The sequence below is a fragment of the Streptomyces sp. NBC_00859 genome, from assembly GCF_045161865.1.
Taxonomy (GTDB): domain Bacteria; phylum Actinomycetota; class Actinomycetes; order Streptomycetales; family Streptomycetaceae; genus Streptomyces.
The window spans coordinates 1,037,391-1,057,747 of the sequence record NZ_CP108826.1; the positions used below are offsets into that span (position 1 = coordinate 1,037,391).

Sequence of the window (20,357 nt, forward strand, 5' to 3'; positions counted from 1 at the left end):
TCAGGCTCCCAGGTCGGTGTGGATCACGGAGTGGACGTCGGCAGGGGCATCGGCCCGAGTGCCGGAAGCAGCGTCGGAAGCGGTAGCCGCGGCGGCCAGGTCGGCCGCCTTGCGGGCCGCGCCGTCCATCGTGGTGACCTGCTGGACGAGCGGGTGGGCCCGGCGGTCGAGTACCGCCCGGCCCTTCGCGGCACTGTTGCCGTCGAGCCGTACGACGATTGGTTTGGTCACCGCGACCGACTCCAGGGCGCGGACGATGCCCTCGGCAACCGCGTCGCAAGCGGTGATGCCGCCGAAGACGTTGACGAGGACCGACTTCACCTGCGGGTCGGAGAGGACGAGGGCGAGCGCGTCGGCCATCACCCGGGCCGAAGCGCCGCCGCCGATGTCGAGGAAGTCGGCGGGCCGGGCTCCGCAGCCCGCGACGACGTCGAGAGTCGACATGACGAGTCCCGCGCCGTTGCCGATGACCCCCACCTGACCGTCCAGGCGGACGTAGTTGAGCCCGCCGGCCGCTGCCGCAGCCTCCAGCGGACCGCCGTGGGGATCGCCCTCCCCGGCGCCCCAACGTGACTGCCGGAAGCGGGCGTTGTCGTCCAGGGTGACTTTCCCGTCGAGTGCGAGCAGCCGGCCCGCGGTGGTCTTTGCCAGCGGGTTGACCTCCACCAGCAGGGCGTCCTCGCGGACCATGACCTGCCAGAGCCGCTGGAGCACACCGGCAGCCTCCGCCGGGAGGCCCGCGGCCCGTGCGATCTCCGTGGCCCCGGCGGCCGTGACGCCTTCGGCGGGGTCGACGGGAATCCTCACGACCGCGTCGGGCCTGGTTGCCGCGGTTTCCTCGATCTCCGTACCCCCCTCAGCCGACGCGATGGCGACGAAGGCTCCCGCCGCGCGGTCGAGGACGTAACTCACGTAGTACTCATCCGCGATGTCGACCGGCCGGGCCAGCATGACCTTGCGGACGGGGTGGCCCTTGATGTGCATGGCGAGCATCCGACGGGTGATCAATTCTGCTGCCTCCGGGCCGGCCGCGAGCTTCACACCGCCCGCCCTGCCCCGGCCGCCGGTCTTCACCTGGGCCTTGACGACCGCGCGTCCGCCCAGGAGTTCGGCGGCGGCCCGCGCCTCGCGCGGCGTGGCCACGACAGCCGCGTCCGGTACCGGGATGCCGTGGACCTTGAAGAGTTCCCTTGCCTGGTGCTCGTACAGATCCATACCCGTACCTGCTCCCTGTGCTGTGAAGGAAAGTGCCGCACGCCCCCTGGACACCACCCACCGGGATGGGGGATAACAAGGTTCATACAGTATTCGTCGACTGTATGCAATCTACCGCGACAGAGCTCCAGCACCCCTACGAAGGGAACGGACTTCGCTATGCCCGACCCCAGCCAGGACCTCATCTCCGGTGGGCACTTGGTCGCCAAGGCGCTCAAAGCGGAGGGTGTGGAACGCATCTACACCCTGTGCGGTGGCCACATCATCGACATCTACGACGGCTGTGTGGACGAGGGCATCGAGGTCGTCGATGTCCGCCACGAGCAGGTGGCCGCGCACGCGGCCGACGGTTATGCGCGTATCACCGGCAAGCCGGGCTGCGCCGTGGTCACCGCCGGCCCCGGCACCACCGACGCCGTGACCGGTGTGGCCAACGCCTTCCGGGCCGAGTCGCCCATGCTGCTGATCGGTGGTCAGGGAGCGCTGAGCCAGCACAGGATGGGCTCGCTGCAGGACCTCCCGCACGTCGACATGATGGCCCCGATCACGAAGTTCGCCGCGACGGTGCCGCACACCGCGCGCGCCGCCGACCTGGTGTCGATGGCCTTCCGCGAGTGCTACAACGGCGCTCCGGGGCCCTCGTTCCTGGAGATCCCGCGCGACGTGCTGGACGCCAAGGTCCCGGCCGGGCAGGCACGTGTGCCCCAGGCAGGCCGGTACCGGGCCTCGACCCGCTCGGCCGGTGACCCCGCGGGCATCGAGAAGCTCGCCGATCTGCTGGTGCACGCCGAGAAACCGGCGATCCTGCTGGGCAGCCAGGTCTGGACGACCCGCGCCACCGAGCCGGCTGTCGAGCTGGTCCGCACACTCAACGTCCCCGCGTACATGAACGGCGCCGGACGCGGCACCCTGCCGCCCGGCGACCCGCACCACTTCCAGCTCTCCCGGCGCTACGCCTTCTCCAACGCCGACCTCATCATCATCGTCGGCACGCCCTTCGACTTCCGGATGGGATACGGCAAACGCCTCTCCCCGGATGCCACCGTCGTGCAGATCGACCTCGACTACCGCACGGTCGGCAAGAACCGCGACATCGACCTCGGGCTCGTCGGCGACGCGGGGCTGATCCTGAAGTCCGTCACCGAGGCCGCGTCCGGGCGGGTCAACGGCGGTGCGGCCGGCCGGAAGGCCTGGCTGGACGAGCTGCGCGCCGCCGAGCAGGCGGCGCTCCAGAAGCGGCTGCCGTCGCTGAGGTCGGATGCCTCACCGATCCACCCCTACCGGCTGGTGAGCGAGATCAACGACTTCCTCACCGAGGACTCGGTGTTCATCGGCGACGGGGGCGACATCGTCACCTTCTCCGGGCAGGTCGTACAGCCCAGGTCCCCCGGCCACTGGATGGACCCTGGCCCGCTGGGCACCCTCGGCGTCGGCATTCCCTTCGTCCTCGCCGCCAAGCAGGCCCGTCCCGACAAGGAGGTCGTGGCGCTCTTCGGCGACGGGGCCCTCTCACTCACCGGCTGGGACTTCGAGACCCTGGTCCGCTACGGCCTGCCCTTCGTCGGCATCGTCGGCAACAACTCCTCGATGAACCAGATCCGTTACGGCCAGGAGCAGAAGTACGGCCCGGAACGCGCACGTGTCGGGAACACCCTCGGCGACGTCCGCTACGACGAGTTCGCCCGGATGCTGGGAGGCCACGGCGAGGAAGTACGGGACCCGGCCGGCATCGGCCCGGCGCTGCGGCGCGCCCGCGATTCGGGCAAGCCCTCACTCATCAACGTCTGGGTCGACCCGGACGCCTACGCCCCCGGAACCATGAACCAGACCATGTACAAGTAGGGGAGCTCCGCCATGTCCCAGGCTCTTGAGGGCGTACGCGTCCTCGACATGACCCATGTCCAGTCCGGCCCGTCCGCCACCCAGCTACTGGCCTGGCTCGGCGCCGACGTCGTCAAACTCGAGGCGCCGCAGGGCGACATCACCCGAAAGCAGTTGCGCGATCTGCCCGACGTCGACTCGCTCTACTTCACCATGCTCAACTGCAACAAGCGCAGCATCACCCTCAACACCAAGACCGAGCGGGGCAAGCAGCTCCTCACCGAACTGATCCGCCGCTCGGACGTCATGGTGGAGAACTTCGGACCCGGCGCCGTCGACCGGATGGGCTTCACCTGGGAGAGGATCCAGGAGATCAATCCGCGGATCGTCTACGCCTCCATCAAGGGCTTCGGTGAAGGCCCCTACACCGGCTTCAAGGCCTACGAGGTCGTTGCCCAGGCCATGGGCGGGGCGATGTCCACCACCGGCTTCGAAGACGGGCCGCCCCTGGCCACCGGCGCGCAGATCGGCGACTCGGGGACCGGCATCCATCTCGTCGCCGGGGTACTCGCGGCGCTCTTCCAGCGCGAGAGCACCGGGCGCGGCCAGCGCGTCAACGTCGCCATGCAGCACGCCGTACTGAATCTCTGCCGGGTCAAGCTGCGCGACCAGCAGCGTCTGGCGCACGGGCCGCTCGCCGAGTACCCGAACGAGGACTTCGGCGACGAGGTGCCGCGCAGCGGCAACGCCAGCGGCGGCGGCCAGCCCGGCTGGGCCGTCAAGTGCGCACCGGGCGGCCCCAACGACTACGTGTACGTCATCGTCCAGCCCGTCGGGTGGCAGCCGATCAGCAGGCTGATCGGCAGGCCCGAGCTCGCGGAAGACCCCGACTGGGCGACCCCGGAGTCGCGTCTGCCCCGACTCGGCAAGATGTTCCAGCTGATCGAGGAGTGGTCGTCCACGCTGCCCAAGTGGCAGGTCCTGGAACAGCTCAACGCCCACAACGTGCCCTGCGGACCGATCCTCTCCACCAAGGAGATCATCGAGGACGCCTCACTCGCCGCCAACGGGATCGTGGTCGAGGTCGAGCACCCCGAACGCGGCACCTTCACCACCGTCGGGTCCCCGCTGAAACTCTCCGACTCCCCTGTCGATGTGCGTACGTCGCCACTGCTGGGCGAGCACAACACGGAGGTGTACGTCGGTGAACTCGGCCTGGACCGCGAGCAATTGAGACTGCTGAAGACGGACGGAGTCATCTGATGCCACGACAGGACAAGGCGGCGGTACGGGCGGTGCTCGACGCCGTGCCGGCCGGGGGGCGCCGGGCACTCACAGCTCCGGAGGCGAAAGTGATCGCCGACGCGTACGGCATTCCGGTCCCGGCGGAGGCGCTGGCCGAGTGCGCGGACGACGCGGTCGCGCTCGCCGACCGCATCGGGTTCCCGGTGGTGCTGAAGATCGTCTCTCCTGACATCGTGCACAAGACGGACGCGGGCGGGGTACGGGTGGGGGTGGCGTCCCCCGCCGATGTGCGCACCGCCTTCACCTCGATCGTCGCAAGCGCCCGTGCCTACAGCCCCGATGCGGTCATCCGGGGCGTGCAGGTCCAGCAGATGGTGCCGTCCGGGACCGAGGTGCTGGTGGGTACGGTCACGGACCCCACCTTCGGCAAGATCGTCGCCTTCGGCCTCGGCGGGGTCCTGGTGGAGGTACTCAAGGACATCACCTTCCGTCTCGCACCCGCCTCCCGGGACGACGCGCTGTCGATGCTGGATTCGATCCGGGCCGCCGAGATCCTCCGCGGGGTCCGCGGCGGGGCGGCCGTGGACCGCGCGGCGCTCGCGTCTTTGATCGTCGCGGTCTCCGAACTGGCGGCCGACTTCCCGGAGATCGCCGAGATCGACCTCAACCCGGTCTTCGCTTCGGCGGGCGGCGTGATGGCCGCCGACGTGAGGATCCTGCTGGACCCGGTGCCGGCGGTGCGGCGGCGCACCTACAGCCGCACCGAGATCCTCGCCTCGATGCGCCGGCTGATGGAGCCGCGGTCGGTCGCCGTGATCGGGGCCTCCAACGAGGACGGGAAGATCGGCAATTCGGTGATGCGCAATCTGGTCGACGGCGGTTTCGCCGGAGAGATCCACCCGGTGAATCCCAGGGCCGATGACATTCTCGGCCGTAAGGCGTACAAGAGCGTGATGGACGTTCCCGGTGAGCCGGATGTGGCGGTCTTCGCGATCCCCGCGAAGCTCGTCGCGTCCGCCCTGGAGGAGGTCGGGCGCAAGGGCATACCGAACGCCGTGCTGATCCCCTCCGGCTTCGCCGAGACCGGGGAACACGCCCTGCAGGACGAGATCGTGGCGGTCGCCGAGCGGCACGGCGTCCGGCTGCTCGGCCCGAACATCTACGGCTACTACTCCACCTGGCAGGACCTGTGCGCCACGTTCTGCACGCCGTACGACGTCAAGGGCGGTGTCGCGCTCACCTCGCAGTCGGGCGGCATCGGCATGGCCATCCTCGGCTTCGCCCGTACGACGAAGACCGGGGTCTCGGCCATCGTGGGTCTGGGCAACAAGTCGGACCTGGACGAGGACGATCTGCTCACCTGGTTCGGCGAGGACCCGCACACCCAGTGCATCGCCATGCATCTGGAGGACCTCAAGGACGGCCGGGCGTTCGTCGAGGCGGCTCGGGCCACCGTCCCGAAGAAGCCCGTCGTGGTGCTGAAGGCGGGCCGCACCAGCGCCGGAGCCAGGGCGGCCGGGTCGCACACCGGCGCGTTGGCCGGTGACGATGCGGTGTACGAGGACATCCTGCGGCAGGCGGGGGTCATCCGCGCACCGGGACTGAACGACATGCTGGAGTACGCCCGTGCGCTGCCCGTACTGCCCGCTCCCCGGGGCGACAACGTCGTCATCATCACAGGGGCCGGCGGTTCGGGGGTGCTGCTCTCGGACGCGATCGTCGACAACGGGCTCTCGCTGATGGAGATCCCGCCGGATCTGGACGCGGCGTTCAAGGCGTTCATCCCACCGTTCGGGGCCGCCGGCAACCCCATCGACATCACTGGTGGTGAGCCACCGTCCACCTATGAGGCCACGATCCGCCTCGGCCTCGAAGACCCGCGGATCCACGCGCTGGTGCTGGGCTACTGGCACACGATCGTCACTCCGCCGATGGTCTTCGCCGAGCTGACCGCACGCGTTGTCGCCGAGTTCCGGGCACGGGGCATCGAGAAGCCGGTCGTGGCATCGCTGGCGGGCGACGTCGAGGTCGAGGAGGCCTGCCAGTACCTCTACGAGCGGGGAGTCGTCGCGTACCCCTACACCACGGAGAAACCGGTGGAGGTGCTCGGCGCGAAGTACCGCTGGGCGCGGGCGGCGGGGTTGCTCACCTGACCCCGGCACCTCGGAGCGAAAGGTTTGGACAGGGGGCGCTGGCCAGTTCTTTCGAGACCAAGGGGACCTGATGAGTACAGAGAACGAACGGTCGGCGGCCGGGTCGGTCGCGTACCGGGAAGTGTCGGACAGCAAGGGCCGCGTCTACCGCGTCGGCGAGACGGACCGGGACCTCCTGGGCCACTCGCGCAAGCTCATGGTGTATCTGCCGTGGGTCGCCATGATGGCCATCAGTGTGTCGGAGTACGCATACGGTTCGGCCGAGGACACTCTCTCATCGGCCCACGGGTGGACGCAGAGCAACACCTTCTGGATTCTGAGTGTCTGGGTCTTCTTCCAGGCGGGAATCGCCTTCCCCGCGGGCTGGATGCGGGAAAAGGGGATACTCACGGCCCGCCGGGCGACGCTCGTGGGGGCCGTTCTCTGTCTCGTCGGCTTCGTCGCACTCGCTCATCTCGACAATGTCTTCCTGGCGATCTGCGGCTTCGGCGTCATAGGCGGGCTCGGCTCCGGCCTCATCTACGCCACCTGCATCAACATGGTCGGCAAGTGGTTCCCCGAGCGGCGGGGCGGGAAGACCGGCTTCGTCAACGGCGGATTCGCCTACGGGTCGCTCCCCTTCATCTTCATCTTCAACTACGCCTTCGACACCGGCAACTTCGCCGAGGTGCTGGATCTGATCGGTGTCTACGTCCTGATCGTCGTGGCGATCTGCGCCTGGTTCTTCAAGGACCCGCCGAAGAACTGGTGGCCGGCGGAGATCGACCCGCTGAACCACACAGGCGACCGGAAGAACGCCCGGAGCCTGGCCAAGAACCCGCCGGCCGTCAAGCAGTTCACCCCCATGGAGGCCATCAGGAGCGGCATGCTGCCGTTGATGTGGATCGCTGTGGTCATCACGGCCGGTGTGTCGATCTTCGGGATCTCCTTCCAGGTGGACTTCGCGAAGGAGGTGGGCTTCGGTCCGCTGGTGGCGGCCACGTCGATGGGTCTGATGGCCGTCGTCAACGGCATCGGCCGAGCGGTGGTGGGGTGGCTGTCCGATCTGTGGGGGCGCAGACTCACCCTGTTCTTCGTCATCCTGGTCCTGGGTCTCGCGCAGTTCGGCGTGATCTGGGCCGGTGACATCCACAGCGAGTGGCTGTTCCTGGTCTTCGCTTTTCTCTCCGGATTCGGCGGCGGGGCGTTCTACCCGATGTTCGCGGCCCTCACCCCGGACTACTTCGGAGAGAACTACAACGCCACCAACTACGGGCTGGTGTACAGCGGAAAGCTCGTCAGCGGGCTGTTCGGCGGCGGCCTCGGTTCGATGGTGGTGGACGCCTGGGGATACGACGGCGCATACGCACTCGCCGGATCCGTCTCCATGGTGGCCGCGGTCATCGCCCTGCTGCTGCGCCAGCCGGGCCGGCCGCGCGCCGGGGACATCGTGGCCAACCCCATGCCGGTCAGCAGGGAAGCCGTCTGACCCGCGCCAGCGGTCCCGCCCGGCCCTCCCGGAACTCCTGACACGGACCGGCGCGGCAAGTGGCCCTCCACACGGCTCTGTCCGAGCCGCGCGGGGGGCCGCTGCCGGGTGGTCCGGACGGTCAGTTCTTCTCGCGCTGGTGGTAGGTCGTACGGGTGTGCTCGGTGTGCGCCCGCATGACCGCTGTCGCGGACTCCTCGTCCCGGGCCGCGATCGCCGTGATCAGCTGCCGGTGCTCGATCCAGGACCGCGTGCCGCGCTGCCGGGCGACCGGCTGGTAGTACCAGCGCACCCGGCGGTCCACCTGCCCCGCCAGTTCCGACAGGACGACATTGCCCGCCAGCTCCATGACCTTGGCGTGGAACCGCGCGTTCGTCGCCACGGCCAGATCCACGTCGTCGTCCGCGACCGCGCGCTCCCCCTCGGCGCACAGCTCCTCCAGCGCGGCGATCCCCGCGGACCCGGAGTTCGCCGCGGCCAGCCGGGCGGCCTCGGCCTCGAGGAGCGTACGGACGGAGAGGAGCTGGTCGGCCTCCCGCTCCGTGGGCTCGTGGACGAACGCGCCCTGCGCGGGCCGCAGATCGACCCATCCCTCGGTGTTGAGCCGCTGCAGCGCCTCGCGCACCGGCTGGCGGGAGACTCCGAGATGGCCCGCGAGTTCACTCTCGACCAGGTGCTGTCCCGGTGTCAGCGTCCGCGTGGTGATGAGTTCGAGCAGTGCCTCGTACACCCGCTCGCGAAGCGGCCCCGGCCGCTCCAGCTTCGGTACGGCCCCTTGCGGCAGTCCTGTGGACAACATCACGGTCCCCCTTCTGACCCTTGAGGGGCCAGCGGCGTCGGCGTAGACCAATTGGCTATCGTCTACAGTCTACCGAGCGCGATAGGCCGTCACCGGATCGCCCGGCGCCGGGGCCACAGACCTGATCCGCTCGATGCGGCGGGCCGTCACGGGCAGCGGACCACTTGTCCGGCGTACGAGAGATTCCCGCCGAAGCCGAAGAGCAGCACCGGCGCCCCGGACGGGATCTCCCTCCGCTCCACCAGCTTGGACAGCGCCATCGGGATGCTGGCGGCCGACGTGTTGCCGGAGTCGACGACATCACGGGCGATGACCGCGTTCACGGCGCCGATCTTCGCGGCCACCGGCTCGATGATCCGCAGATTGGCCTGGTGCAGCACGACGGCGGCCAGCTCCTCGGGGGTGACACCCGCCTTCTCGCAGACCTTGCGGGCGATCGGAGGCAGCTGGGTGGTGGCCCACCGGTACACGGACTGCCCCTCCTGGGCGAAGCGCGGCGGCGTCCCCTCGATACGTACGGCGTTACCCATCCCGGGGACCGAGCCCCACAGGACGGGGCCGATGCCGTCCTCGTCGCACGCCTCGACCACGGCGGCGCCCGCTCCGTCCCCGACCAGGACGCAGGTGGAACGGTCGGTCCAGTCGGCGATCTCGGCCATCTTGTCGGCACCGATCACCAGGGCGCGCTCGGCGGAACCGGCGCGCACCGCATGGTCGGCGACGGCCAGCGCATGCGTGAATCCCGAGCAGACGACATTCACGTCCATGGTCGCGGGCGAGACCATCCCGAGCTTGGCCGCCACCCGCGCCGCCATGTTCGGCGACCGGTTGATCGCCGTCGAGGTGGCGACCAGGACGAGGTCGACCTCGCCGGGTGCGCGCCCGGCGGCGGCGAGGGCTTTGGCTCCGGCCTGGGCGGCGAGTTCGTCGACGGGCTCATCGGGCCCGGCGATGTGGCGCGTCTTGATGCCCACCCGGGTCCGAATCCATTCGTCGCTGGTGTCGACAAGGGCTGCGACATCGTCATTGGTGAGCACCTTGGCCGGCTGGTAATGGCCGAGTGCGGCGATGCGTGTACCCGTCATGCCCGGGACCCCTCTGCTGCTGATGTCAGGAGCCCTCCAGTCTCGTCAGCGACTCACGGGTACGACGGCACGTAAAGCACCAAGATTCGGGCGTTCCTCTTGGAGGCTTCGGATCACTTCCGCCCAGGGAGCGGGGGGCGGCCACGGCGCGGGAAGTACCGCAGAACCTCTTGTACGCCGAAGCCGAATACTGTAGACACTATTTTGTCGACACAATTCCGTCACTCGGAGTGATCATTCCGGTTTCCATCGGTACTCCCGACCGAACGGAGAGCCTCGTGAAAGTCGCAGTTCTCGGCGCCGGAGCAATCGGCGCCTACGTCGGAGCCGCGCTGCACCGCGCCGGCGCCGACGTCCATCTGGTGGCCCGCGGGCCGCACCTGGCGGCCATGAGGCAGCACGGTGTGCAAGTCCTCAGTCCGCGCGGTGACTTCGCCGCACAGGTGCACGCCACCGACGACCCGGCGGCCGTCGGCCGGGCCGACTATGTGTTCCTCGGCCTCAAGGCCACCTCCTACGCGGCGTGCGGGCCGCTCATCGAGCCGCTGCTCCACCGGCACACCACGGTGATCGCCGCGCAGAACGGCATCCCCTGGTGGTACTTCCACCGGCACGGCGGCCCGCACGAAGGCCGTCGCGTCGAGAGCGTCGACCCCGGCGGGGCCGTCAGCGCCGTCCTGCCGCCGGAGCGCGCGGTCGGCTGCGTCGTGTACGCGGCGACGGAGCTGTCGGGGCCCGGAGTGGTGCGGCACCTGGAAGGAACCCGGTTCTCCATCGGCGAGCCGGACCGCTCCACGTCCCGGCGCTGCCTGGACTTCAGCGCCGCCATGAAGGCGGGCGGCCTCAAGTGTCCGGTGGAGGCGGATCTGCGCAAAGACATCTGGATCAAGCTGCTCGGCAACATCTCCTTCAACCCGCTGAGCGCCCTCACCCGGGCGACGATGCGCCAGATGTGCGTGCACAGCGACACCCGAAGGGTCATCGAGGTCATGATGGCCGAGACGCTCCAGGTGGCCACGGCACTGGGCAGCCGCCCCGATGTCTCGATCGAGCGGCGGCTGGCCGGCGCGGAGCGGGTGGGCGACCACAAGACCTCGACCCTCCAGGACCTGGAGAAGGGCAAGCCGCTCGAACTGGACGTACTGCTCGCGGCGGTGGTCGAACTGGCCGGGGTGACCGGGGTGCCGGTGCCCACCCTGCGGACCGTGCACGCCATGGCCGACCTGCTCGGCCGGTCAGCCGCCGCTCGGGCCGCGACCGACGCGGCCTGATCCGGACCTTTCCGCTCCGGCCCGGCCGGTCCGGGCCGCCCACTCGGCCCGCACGATCCGCCCGGTCCGGCCGGACACCCGCGAAGCCCTCGCGAGAGGGTTCCATTCAGCTCCGGCCTGCAGAATACTGTATGCAATGAGGCGCTGATCGTCATCGTGAGGAGCGCAGGCGTGAAGAATCCAGACCGAACGCCGAAGAACTGCGCCCGGCTCGCCCGACCCTCGTGCGGGACAGCAACGGAGCACCGTACCGGGCGAGTCGGGGCGAGACGCTGGAGCGGGCCGACGACGGCTCCGGGCGGCGCGCGGCGCCCTCCCGGGACGCTCTCCTGCTCCCGGGCCGGCAACGGGATGAACCACTGGCGCGGAAGCGCGCGAGGCGGGAACCTGGGTCGAGTACGCGCCGGCGGAGACGACCACGGTCCGTGCCTGCCGCGGGGTGGGCCGCAACGTCGCTCTGCATGTCCAGGAGAATGAGATCCCGAGGTCACCCCGCCGCACGGCAGCCCGGTGACCCGCGGCAACCTCCGCATCAAGGGCCGTTTCGGCTTCCAGCACGTATCGCAGCACTGATCACCGCAGCACTGATCGAAGAGTAGGACTGATTCCCATGGGCCGGGTCACCGAACGCCGCCGCACCATCCGCATCCGGGACGGAGCCGTGACGACCCGTCCCGACACGCTGGTGGCCGAGGAGCCGATGGAGATCCGGCTGAACGGCAAGGCCCTCGCCATCACCATGCGCACCCCGGGCGACGATTTCGCCCTCGCCGCCGGCTTCCTGGTCAGCGAGGGCGTGCTCGGTTCGGCGGACGAGCTCCAGTCGATCGTGTACTGCGCCGGAGCGAGCGCCGACGGTTCGAACACGTACAACGTGGTGGACGTCAGGCTGGCTCCTGGCGTCGAACTGCCCCACATCACGCTGGAACGCAATGTCTACACCACCTCGTCGTGCGGGCTCTGCGGCAAGGCCAGCCTGGACGCGGTCCGGACCACCACGCGCTTCCCGGTCGCCGGCACTCCCCCGGTCCGCGTCGAGCCCGAAGTCCTCGCCGTCCTGCCCGACCGGCTCCGGGCGGCGCAGCGGGTGTTCGACCGGACCGGGGGTCTGCACGCCGCCGCGCTCTTCACGCCGGAGGGTGAACTGCTCGACATACGCGAGGACGTGGGCCGCCACAACGCGGTGGACAAGCTGGTCGGCCGGGCCCTGCAGAGCGGCCGGCTGCCGCTTTCACAGGTCGTTCTGCTGGTCTCGGGCCGGGCCTCCTTCGAACTGGCGCAGAAGGCGGTGATGGCCGGGATCCCGGTCCTCGCGGCCGTGTCCGCCCCGTCGTCGCTCGCCGTCGACCTGGCCACCGAGTCGGGGCTCACGCTGATCGGCTTCCTGCGCGGGTCCTCCATGAACGTGTACGCGGGCGACGAGCGGGTCGCCCTGCACTCCGGGGTCTGACCCGCCCCGCGGCACGGGTCGGCGGTCCGGCCGGCGGGGAGCGCCCCCTGCGCCGGCCGGCCCGGGGCCCGGCCGGGCGTACGCCCTTGCCCGGCGGGAGCGGGCAACCGCTGTCCCTGTGCCGGGCGGCAGCAGTACGGTCAGGCGTATGACCCGCCCGCCCTCCGCAGCCCAGCGCCGTGCGATCCGCACCGCCGACGCCGGGTCCGGACTGCTCCAGGGCCCCGCGGCGGCTCTGGCCGGACTCGTCGCCCAGGGGCTCGCGGTGCGCCATGCGCGGCCTCCGCACCGGTATTACCTGACGCCGGCGGGGCAGCTGATGCGGGAACAACTGGCCGCCGAACCGGTCCGGTTGGTACCTCCGCCGGAAGCGGGGCCCGCGCCGGTCCCGGGCTCCGCCCCGGCGGACCCGTCCGGAGTGTTCAGCGCACGCACCGGAGCCGGCCACGCCGGAGACGCCCCGCAGCCCGACCCGGGGCGGGAGCGTGAGGTGCGCAGCGCCTGGGCGGGCCTGGTCGAGATGCGCCGGGTCACCAATCCGGACCACTCGGTGGAGCGGCCCTGCGCCTGGGAACGTACGCACCTGACGCAGGCGGTCGCCCTCGCCCTGGAGGCGGGACACTGCCGCGGCTATCTGGTGAGCGAGACGGTGCAGCCCGAGGCGGTCAGGGTGGACGGGCCGGATTCCCGGGGGTACGCCGGCACACTGGAACGGGCGGGCTGGCAGACATCGGCGCACGCGGACCGGCGGGCCGGCGCGGCCTATCTGCTGGCCTCACCGCGGCGCACATGACCCCGCGTCCCACCGCATCGCGCGGTGGGCCCGGTCACCGCAGCGCGGCCTCGGGAGTGACCGCCTGCCCGGATTCCTCGGGCAGCGGGTCGCGTGAACGGCGTTTGGCGATCACCGCGCAGACCATGAGCTGCATCTGGTGGAAGAGCATCAGGGGCAGGACGGCCAGTGAGGCCTGGGCACCGAACAGCACGCTCGCCATGGGCAGTCCGGCCGCCAGGCTCTTCTTCGACCCGGCGAACTGGATCGCGATGCGGTCGCCGCGCGTGAAGCCGAGCCGCTTGGCCCCGTACCAGGTCAGGACGAGCATGACGGCCAGCAGCAGCGCCTCGACCGCGAGCAGTCCCAGCAGCCGGACGAAGCTCACCTGGTGCCAGACACCCCGCACCATGCCCTCGCTGAAGGCGGTGTAGACGACCAGCAGGATCGAGCCGCGGTCGACGTAGCCGAGGACCTTCTTGTTCCGGACGAGGAATCCGCTCACCCAGCGGCGCAGCAGCTGCCCGGCCAGGAAGGGCACGAGCAGCTGCAGCACGATCTTCAGCAGGGAGTCCGCGGAGAAGCCACCCCCGCTGCCGCCCAGGACCAGTGCCGCGAGCACCGGGGTGACCACGATGCCGGCGAGCGAGGAGAACGAGCCGGCGCAGATCGCCGCGGGCACGTTGCCGCGGGCCATCGAGGTGAAGGCGATCGACGACTGGATGGTCGAGGGCACCAGGCAGAGGAAGAGCAGACCGTTGTAGAGCTGAGGCGTCAGCACGAACGGTACGACCCCCTTCGCCGCGAGGCCGAGCAGCGGGAACACCAGGAAGGTGCAGACCAGAACCGTGACGTGGAGCCGCCAGTGCTTGAGCCCCTCCACCGCCTCGGCGGTGGAGAGCCGGGCGCCGTAGAGGAAGAAGAGCAGGGCCACCGCCCCGGTGGACGCTCCCCCGGCGACATCGGCTGCCGTGCCGCGCGCGGGCAGCAGCGCCGCCACGGCGACCGTGCAGATCAGGGCCAGGATGTACGGGTCGATCGGCAGCCAGGACGGAAGCTGCAGCTTGCGGCGGCTCATGTTCTCCACTTGCTTCTCGGGGGGCCGGTACGTGCCCTCTCCATCGTCCACGCGCTACCCATGATCGGGAATCCTGCATTCCACTCTGACTGAGATCATGATGCGCGATAACGTGGGATTCATGTACGACCCGGCGCAGCTGCGTACCTTCCTCACCGTGTCGCAGACCCTGAGCTTCACGCAGGCCGCCCACCGCCTCGGGCTGCGCCAGTCGACGGTCAGCCAGCACGTGCGCCGGCTCGAGGGCGCAGCGGGCCGGACGCTCTTCACCCGCGACACCCACAGCGTGGAGCTGACCGAGGACGGTGAGGCGATGCTCGGCTTCGCCCGTACGATCCTCCAGGCGCACGAGCGGGCGGCGGCGTTCTTCACGGGGACGCGGCCGCGGGGCAGACTGCGGTTCGGCGTGTCGGAGGACTTCGTACTCACCCGGCTGCCGGAAGTCCTGAAGTCGTTCCGCGCCGAGCACCCCGAGGTCGACCTGGAGCTCACCGTCGGTCTCTCGGGCATCCTGCACGAGCAGCTGGCGACGGGTTCCCTCGATCTGGTCCTCGCCAAGCGGCGTAACGGCCACGGCCACGGCGAACTCGTCTGGCGCTCGGCCCTGACCTGGATCGGCGCCCCCCGGCTGCACATCGACCCCGAGCGACCGCTGCCGCTGATCCTCTTCCCGCCACCGGGCATCACTCGCGCCCGTGCGCTGGAAGTACTGGAGGAGGACGGCCGCGACTGGCGAATCGCCTGTACCAGCGCCAGCCTCAGCGGGCTGATCGCAGCGGCGCGCGCGGGCCTCGGCATCATGGCGCACACCCGAGGCCTGATCCCGCCCGGCCTGACTCAGGTCCCGGCCCGGAGCGGGCTTCCCGACCTCGGTGACGTGGACTTCGTGCTGCTGCACGGCCGTGCGGGCGGGCACGCCCAGGAGGCCGCCGACGCGCTGGCATCGGCGATCCTGGCCGGCGCCGACCAGCTGCACGCGTAGGACCGCTCCCGGCAGGGCCTCGGCAGGGGCCCCGACGGCCCCGGTACCGGAGCTACGAGAGCGTGCGGCCGGTGAGCCGCTCCTCGTACTTCAGCTGCTTGACCCGCCGCAGCATCGGTGTGCACTCCACGTGCTGCACCCCCTCCAGGCTGCCGAGCCTGCCGCTCACATACGCGTACAGCTCCGGGGTGTCGCGGCAGACGACCACGGCGAACAGGTTGCACGGTCCCGATACGGCACTGGCCGTGGCCACTTCGGGGTGAGTCGCCAGGGCCCGCCCCACGGTGTCCAGGGCCGACGGGGCCGCCGTGATCCACAGCAGCGCCGCGATGCCGTACCCGAAAGGCTCGGAGTCGAACTGCACGTCGATGAAGAGCGTGCCGGAGCCCAGCAACTGGTCGAGTCTGCGGCGCACCGCGGATTCCGAACGGCCTGTCGCCTTGCGGAGTTCTGCGAATGAGGCCCGGCCGTCGTGTTCGAGAGCGGTGATCATCGGCTCGTCCTCCGGGGCGATGCCGGCACCTTCCGTCCGCCCGGCGCGGGAGGGACGGAGCTCGGCCACCTGTACGTCGGTGAGGGCGCGGCTCTTGCCGAGCCAGCCTTCGGGACCGCCGTAGAAGCGGTGCAGCAGTTGGTGGGCCCGGATCTCGGTGATGCTCGGAGTGCGCGGAAGCTTGCCGAGAAGCAGCTCCTCGTGTTCGCTCCTGGTGCGGGCCCTGGTCTGGCCGACCACTTCCGTACCGCCCGATGTGAGCCCGATCCAGGCCGTGTCGGGGCGGCGGGCCAGCGCCCTCGCGATCGAATCAGCGGCGTCTGGCGCACAGCGCAGCCGGAGCATCCAGGTGTCCTGGCCGAGGCCTGCCGCGTCGCGGACCCCGACCACACGCAGGCCGCCCTCGGTCTGCAGCCGCCGGAACCGGCGGGCGACCGTCTGATCGGAGACGCCGAGTACGGCCGCCAGGCGGCTGAAGGAGACGCGCGCGTCGACTTCGAGACCGTGCAGCAGCTTCAGGTCGAGCTGGTCGAAGTCAGGTGATTCCACGGATTCGCCCCCTTCTGATGTCGGGTTCCAGCGAATATCCGGCCGTGGTTAGGGGATCTCGCCGCCCTGCGCCGATCGTACGGGGGGCCGGAAGCAGAACGTGCAGCCGGTCGTGAAACTCGGCACTCAGGGAGACAAAGAATGCGTAAGTGGGGGCCGCTCACAGCGGTCTGTCTCGGCACCTTCATGCTGTTGCTCGACGTGACGATCGTGATCGTGGCGCTTCCCGACATGGCGGGTTCGCTGCACGCCTCGCTCTCGGACCTCCAGTGGGTCATCGACATCTACGCGCTCGCGCTCGCCGCCCTGCTGCTGGGGGCAGGAGCCGCGGCCGATGTCACCGGGCGGCGCAGGCTGTACGCGGCGGGGACCGCGCTGTTCGCGCTGGCCTCCCTGGCCTGCGGTCTCTCGACGAGCCCGGCCATGCTGATCGCGATGCGCGGGCTGCAGGGTGTTGGCGGCGCCGCCATGTTCGCGACCACCCTTTCGCTGCTCGGCGCCGCCTACCAGGGCCGGGACCGCGGGGTCGCGCTCGGGGTGTGGGGTGCGGTGAGCGGCGCCGCTGCGGCGATCGGCCCGGTGCTCGGCGGGGTGCTGACCCAGTCCCTGGACTGGCGATGGATCTTCTTCGTCAATCTGCCGGTCAGCGCCGCGGCCATCTGGATCACGCTGCGCACGGTCACCGAGTCGCAGCGGCAGAGCGACCGCAGGGTCGACTGGGCCGGTACGGCCGCGTTCGCGGTGTTCGCCGGGGCACTGACGTTCGCCGTGGTGCGGGCGGACACAGTGGGCTGGATCTCCGGACGTACCGGGGCCGCGGTCGCCGTCGCCGCGGTGGCGCTGGCGGCCTTCGTGGTCGTCGAGCGGCGTGCGGCCCATCCGCTGCTCGATCTGGCCCTGCTGCGCCGTCCGTCGTTCGCCGTGGTGATGGTGGGTGCGCTGGCCTTCAACGCGGCAGCCTTCGGGGTGCTGCCCTACACCTCGATGTGGCTCCAGACGCTGCTCGGGATGAGCCCGGTGCGGGCGGGGCTCGCCGTACTGCCGCTGGCTGTGGCCTCGTTCGTGGTCGCTGCGGTCGGTGGCCGGCTGCTGCACGGCAGGTCACCCCGGCTGGTGATCGGCGGCGGGCTTGTCCTCATCGGCGCCGGGGCGCTGGCGCAGGCCACCCTGGACGCCGGGTCGCACTGGACCGGACTCTCGGCCGGCCTTGTGGTGGCCGGGATCGGGGTCGGCCTGGTGTCGCCCGCGCTCGCCGGCGCGGCGCTCGCCTCCGTACCGCCGCGCAACGCCGGCATGGCGGGCGGCGCGGTCAACACCTTCCGTCAGCTCGGATTCGCACTGGGCGTCGCGGTGTTCGGCACCATGGTCACCACTCGGATGGAGGGGGCACTGCCCGGCCCCTCCGCGCAGGCGCACACCGCCGCCCACGTGCTGGCAGGCGGCGGCGCGTCCGCGCTGCGCTCCCGGATACCGGATGCCACGCTGCACAGCGCCTTCGCCTCCGGGCTCAACGGCGCCGCACTCGTCGCGGGCATCCTGGGACTGGTGGCCGGGATCGCAGTGCTGGCCTTCCTGCGGCCCGCTCCCGCCGAGAGGGTGCGGACGCGCACCGAGGAGCCGGTGGCGGCTGCCGGATAGCCAGTGGTGGAAACACGGAGGGTGCCCGCACGAACTGTGCGGGCACCCTCCGTGTTTCCCCCGGTGCGCTTCTCCGCCGGGCATCACCGTGGATCACAGGGGAGTCACAAGGACATCACAGGAGGCTGCTGCCCGCGGAACGTCTCCCTCGTACGTCCCCCGCAGGTCACGGGGCATGGGCGGCCTCCGTGCCTTCTCCGTACAGATTCGGTGGAGATTCCGTCTCGCGGAACTTACCGTTCAGTCAGGAGGGTGCCCAACACTTCCCCATGTGAGTACATTTCGCCTCCCGGGGCCCCGCCGAGTCTCGCAATATCCCCACAAACCGGCCACAGGAGCCCTCTCCCGCGGGATCCCGCCTTGGGGTAGCGTCACGGCGCTGTGCGGAGCGTCACATAGGAGCAGGTCATTTTGCGCGAGTTCACTGTCCCACCCATAGTGACGGCGCCCCAGGTCGGCGGACTGGCGGACGTCGTGTTCGATCACGCCGAGGACGATCCCCACCGGCCCGCCCTCGGCCGGAAGAAGGACGGGCGCTGGTACGACATGTCGTCCAGCGAGTTCCGGGACCAGGTGATGGCGCTCGCCAAGGGGCTGCTCGCCGACGGGGTGCGGTTCGGCGACCGCGTGGCGATCATGTGCCGGACCCGCTACGAGTGGACGCTCTTCGACTTCGCCCTCTGGGCCGTGGGCGCCCAGCCGGTGCCGGTGTACCCGACGTCGTCCGCCGAACAGGTCTTCTGGATGCTGCACGACTCCGAGGTCACCGCGTGCATGGTGGAGCAGGAGGACCATGCGATGACCATCGGCTCGGTGATCGACCGGCTGCCCAGTCTGCGCAGGCTCTGGCAGCTGGACGCGGGTGCGCTGGAGTGGCTTCTCGAAGCGGGCGCCGACATCGAGGACGAGGTGGTGCACCGCCACCGGCGCGCCGTGACTCCGGAGTCCGTGGCCACCGTCATCTACACCTCCGGCACCACGGGCCGGCCCAAGGGCTGTGTCATCACCCATGCCAACCTGATGTACGAGGCGGACACCATGGTCGCCCGCTGGGCGCCGGTCTTCCACTCGAAGCGCAGCGAGCCCTCGTCCACCCTGCTCTTCCTGCCGCTCGCCCACGTCTTCGGCAGGATGGTCGAGGTCGCGGCCGTCCGCGGCCGGGTGAAACTGGGCCACCAGCCCGAGCTCGCGGCCCGCGCGCTGCTGCCCGATCTGGCCGCGTTCCGGCCGACGTTCATCCTCGCCGTGCCCTACATCTTCGAGAAGGTCTTCAACGCGGCACGCCGCAAGGCCGAGTCCGAGGGGAAGGCGGGACCCTTCGACAAAGCCGTCGAAGTGGCCGTGCGCCACGCCGAGGCCATGGAGCACAAGGCGTTCGGGCTGGGGCCCGGTCCGTCCGCGGCGCTGCGGATGCAGCACCAGTTCTTCGAGAAGGTCGTCTACGCGAAAGTGCGCGAGGCGATGGGCGGCCGGGTGCGCCACGCGATGTCCGGCGGTTCGGGGATGGACCGGCGGCTCGGCCTCTTCTACGAGGGCGCCGGTGTCTCGATCTACGAGGGGTACGGACTCACCGAGTCGACGGCGGCGGCGACGGCCAACCCGCCCGAGCGCACCCGTTACGGCACCGTCGGCCGGCCGATCCCCGGTGCCACCGTGTACATCGCGGACGACGGCGAGGTGTGGGTACGCGGCCAGAACGTGTTCGGCGGGTACCTCAACTCCCCCAAGGCCACCGACGGCGTGCTCCACGAGGGCTGGCTCTCCACCGGTGACCTGGGAGCCCTGGACGACGACGGATATCTCACGATCACCGGCCGCAAGAAGGAGATCCTGGTGACCTCCGGCGGCAAGAGCGTCTCGCCGACCGGACTTGAGGAGCGCGTGCGGGGTCACCCGCTGGTCGCCCAATGCCTGGTCGTGGGCAACGACCGGCCGTACATCGCCGCGCTCGTCACACTCGACCAGGAGGCGGTCGCGCACTGGCTCGCCATCCATGGCAAACCGCCGATGAGCCCGGCTGCCCTGGTGCGTGATCCGGATCTGGAGACCGAGGTCAGGCGCTCCGTGGTGGCGGCGAACACCCTGGTGTCGCAGGCCGAGTCGATCCGGACGTTCCGCATCCTCGCCCACCAGTTCTCCGAGGAGCACGGTCTGCTCACGCCGTCGCTGAAACTCAAGCGCAAGGCGATCGAGACGGCATACAGCGAAGAGGTCGAGGCGCTCTACCGCTGAAGCCACCGGATGGGCGGATCGGCGGTCCGTCCGCGATGCGGGTACGGGTGCGGGAATGGTCGGCGCCGTGTGATCGTTGACCCTTTGCGTATCAAAAGATGACGTA

At 70.1% G+C, this 20,357-nt stretch carries 15 protein-coding genes and 1 pseudogene; 11 read left to right on the forward strand and 5 right to left on the reverse strand.

The features are described from left to right. Positions 1-1,215 carry an ADP-forming succinate--CoA ligase subunit beta gene (gene sucC, locus OG584_RS04345; RefSeq protein ID WP_405775140.1) on the reverse strand — a complete coding sequence of 405 codons (1,215 nt, stop codon included), beginning with the start codon at positions 1,213-1,215 and terminating at the stop codon, positions 1-3. Between the two features lie 159 nt (positions 1,216-1,374). Between sucC and OG584_RS04350 the strand changes: the two genes are divergently transcribed. The 4 genes from OG584_RS04350 (at position 1,375) to OG584_RS04365 (ending at position 7,902) form a co-directional block, all read left to right on the forward strand. Beyond that, the gene (locus tag OG584_RS04350) at positions 1,375-3,057 is read left to right on the forward strand and encodes a thiamine pyrophosphate-binding protein (RefSeq protein WP_405775142.1); all 1,683 of its coding nucleotides are present in this window, start codon (positions 1,375-1,377) and stop codon (positions 3,055-3,057) included. A gap of 12 nt (positions 3,058-3,069) precedes the next feature. Further along, a complete protein-coding gene (frc, locus tag OG584_RS04355; RefSeq protein WP_405775144.1) occupies positions 3,070-4,299 on the forward strand; it encodes a formyl-CoA transferase in 1,230 nt (409 codons plus the stop codon). Further along, a complete protein-coding gene (locus OG584_RS04360; RefSeq protein ID WP_405775146.1) occupies positions 4,299-6,434 on the forward strand; it encodes an acetate--CoA ligase family protein in 2,136 nt (711 codons plus the stop codon). Before frc ends, OG584_RS04360 begins: the two co-directional genes overlap by 1 nt. 70 nt (positions 6,435-6,504) lie before the next feature. After that, positions 6,505-7,902: an OFA family MFS transporter gene (locus OG584_RS04365; RefSeq protein ID WP_405775148.1), complete on the forward strand. Its 1,398-nt coding sequence runs from the start codon at positions 6,505-6,507 to the stop codon at positions 7,900-7,902. Between the two features lie 121 nt (positions 7,903-8,023). Here the strand turns inward: OG584_RS04365 and OG584_RS04370 are convergent, their stop codons facing one another. Beyond that, positions 8,024-8,701, reverse strand: a complete 678-nt coding sequence (locus OG584_RS04370) for a GntR family transcriptional regulator (RefSeq protein WP_405775149.1) — start codon at positions 8,699-8,701, stop codon at positions 8,024-8,026. Between the two features lie 146 nt (positions 8,702-8,847). Further along, complete coding sequence (locus OG584_RS04375; RefSeq protein WP_405775151.1) at positions 8,848-9,786, reverse strand: beta-ketoacyl-ACP synthase III; 939 nt, start codon at positions 9,784-9,786, stop codon at positions 8,848-8,850. Between the two features lie 278 nt (positions 9,787-10,064). Between OG584_RS04375 and OG584_RS04380 the strand changes: the two genes are divergently transcribed. From OG584_RS04380 to OG584_RS04395, 4 genes and pseudogenes are all read left to right on the forward strand, one after another. Further along, positions 10,065-11,057: a 2-dehydropantoate 2-reductase gene (locus OG584_RS04380; RefSeq protein ID WP_405775153.1), complete on the forward strand. Its 993-nt coding sequence runs from the start codon at positions 10,065-10,067 to the stop codon at positions 11,055-11,057. A 367-nt stretch (positions 11,058-11,424) separates the two neighbouring features. Next, a pseudogene (locus tag OG584_RS04385) lies at positions 11,425-11,630 on the forward strand (Fe-S-binding domain-containing protein); the annotation flags it as partial. Positions 11,631-11,667: 37 nt separating this feature from the next. Further along, positions 11,668-12,507 carry a formate dehydrogenase accessory sulfurtransferase FdhD gene (gene fdhD / locus OG584_RS04390; RefSeq protein ID WP_405775155.1) on the forward strand — a complete coding sequence of 280 codons (840 nt, stop codon included), beginning with the start codon at positions 11,668-11,670 and terminating at the stop codon, positions 12,505-12,507. Positions 12,508-12,655: 148 nt separating this feature from the next. Next, positions 12,656-13,300: a hypothetical protein gene (locus OG584_RS04395; protein WP_405775157.1), complete on the forward strand. Its 645-nt coding sequence runs from the start codon at positions 12,656-12,658 to the stop codon at positions 13,298-13,300. 34 nt (positions 13,301-13,334) lie between these two features. On the opposite strand, the gene OG584_RS04400 is transcribed toward OG584_RS04395, so the two are convergent. Beyond that, positions 13,335-14,357: a bile acid:sodium symporter family protein gene (locus OG584_RS04400; protein ID WP_405783882.1), complete on the reverse strand. Its 1,023-nt coding sequence runs from the start codon at positions 14,355-14,357 to the stop codon at positions 13,335-13,337. Between the two features lie 100 nt (positions 14,358-14,457). On the opposite strand from OG584_RS04400, the gene OG584_RS04405 reads away from it, so the two are divergent. Further along, entirely contained in the window at positions 14,458-15,339 is an 882-nt protein-coding gene (locus OG584_RS04405) for a LysR substrate-binding domain-containing protein (RefSeq protein ID WP_405783883.1), read from the forward strand. Between the two features lie 52 nt (positions 15,340-15,391). Here the strand turns inward: OG584_RS04405 and OG584_RS04410 are convergent, their stop codons facing one another. Further along, a complete protein-coding gene (locus OG584_RS04410) occupies positions 15,392-16,381 on the reverse strand; it encodes an Lrp/AsnC family transcriptional regulator (RefSeq protein ID WP_405775159.1) in 990 nt (329 codons plus the stop codon). Positions 16,382-16,522: 141 nt separating this feature from the next. On the opposite strand from OG584_RS04410, the gene OG584_RS04415 reads away from it, so the two are divergent. After that, entirely contained in the window at positions 16,523-18,019 is a 1,497-nt protein-coding gene (locus tag OG584_RS04415) for an MFS transporter (protein ID WP_405775161.1), read from the forward strand. Positions 18,020-18,430: 411 nt separating this feature from the next. Then, positions 18,431-20,251, forward strand: a complete 1,821-nt coding sequence (locus tag OG584_RS04420; RefSeq protein WP_405775163.1) for an AMP-dependent synthetase/ligase — start codon at positions 18,431-18,433, stop codon at positions 20,249-20,251. Positions 20,252-20,357 lie beyond the last annotated feature (106 nt).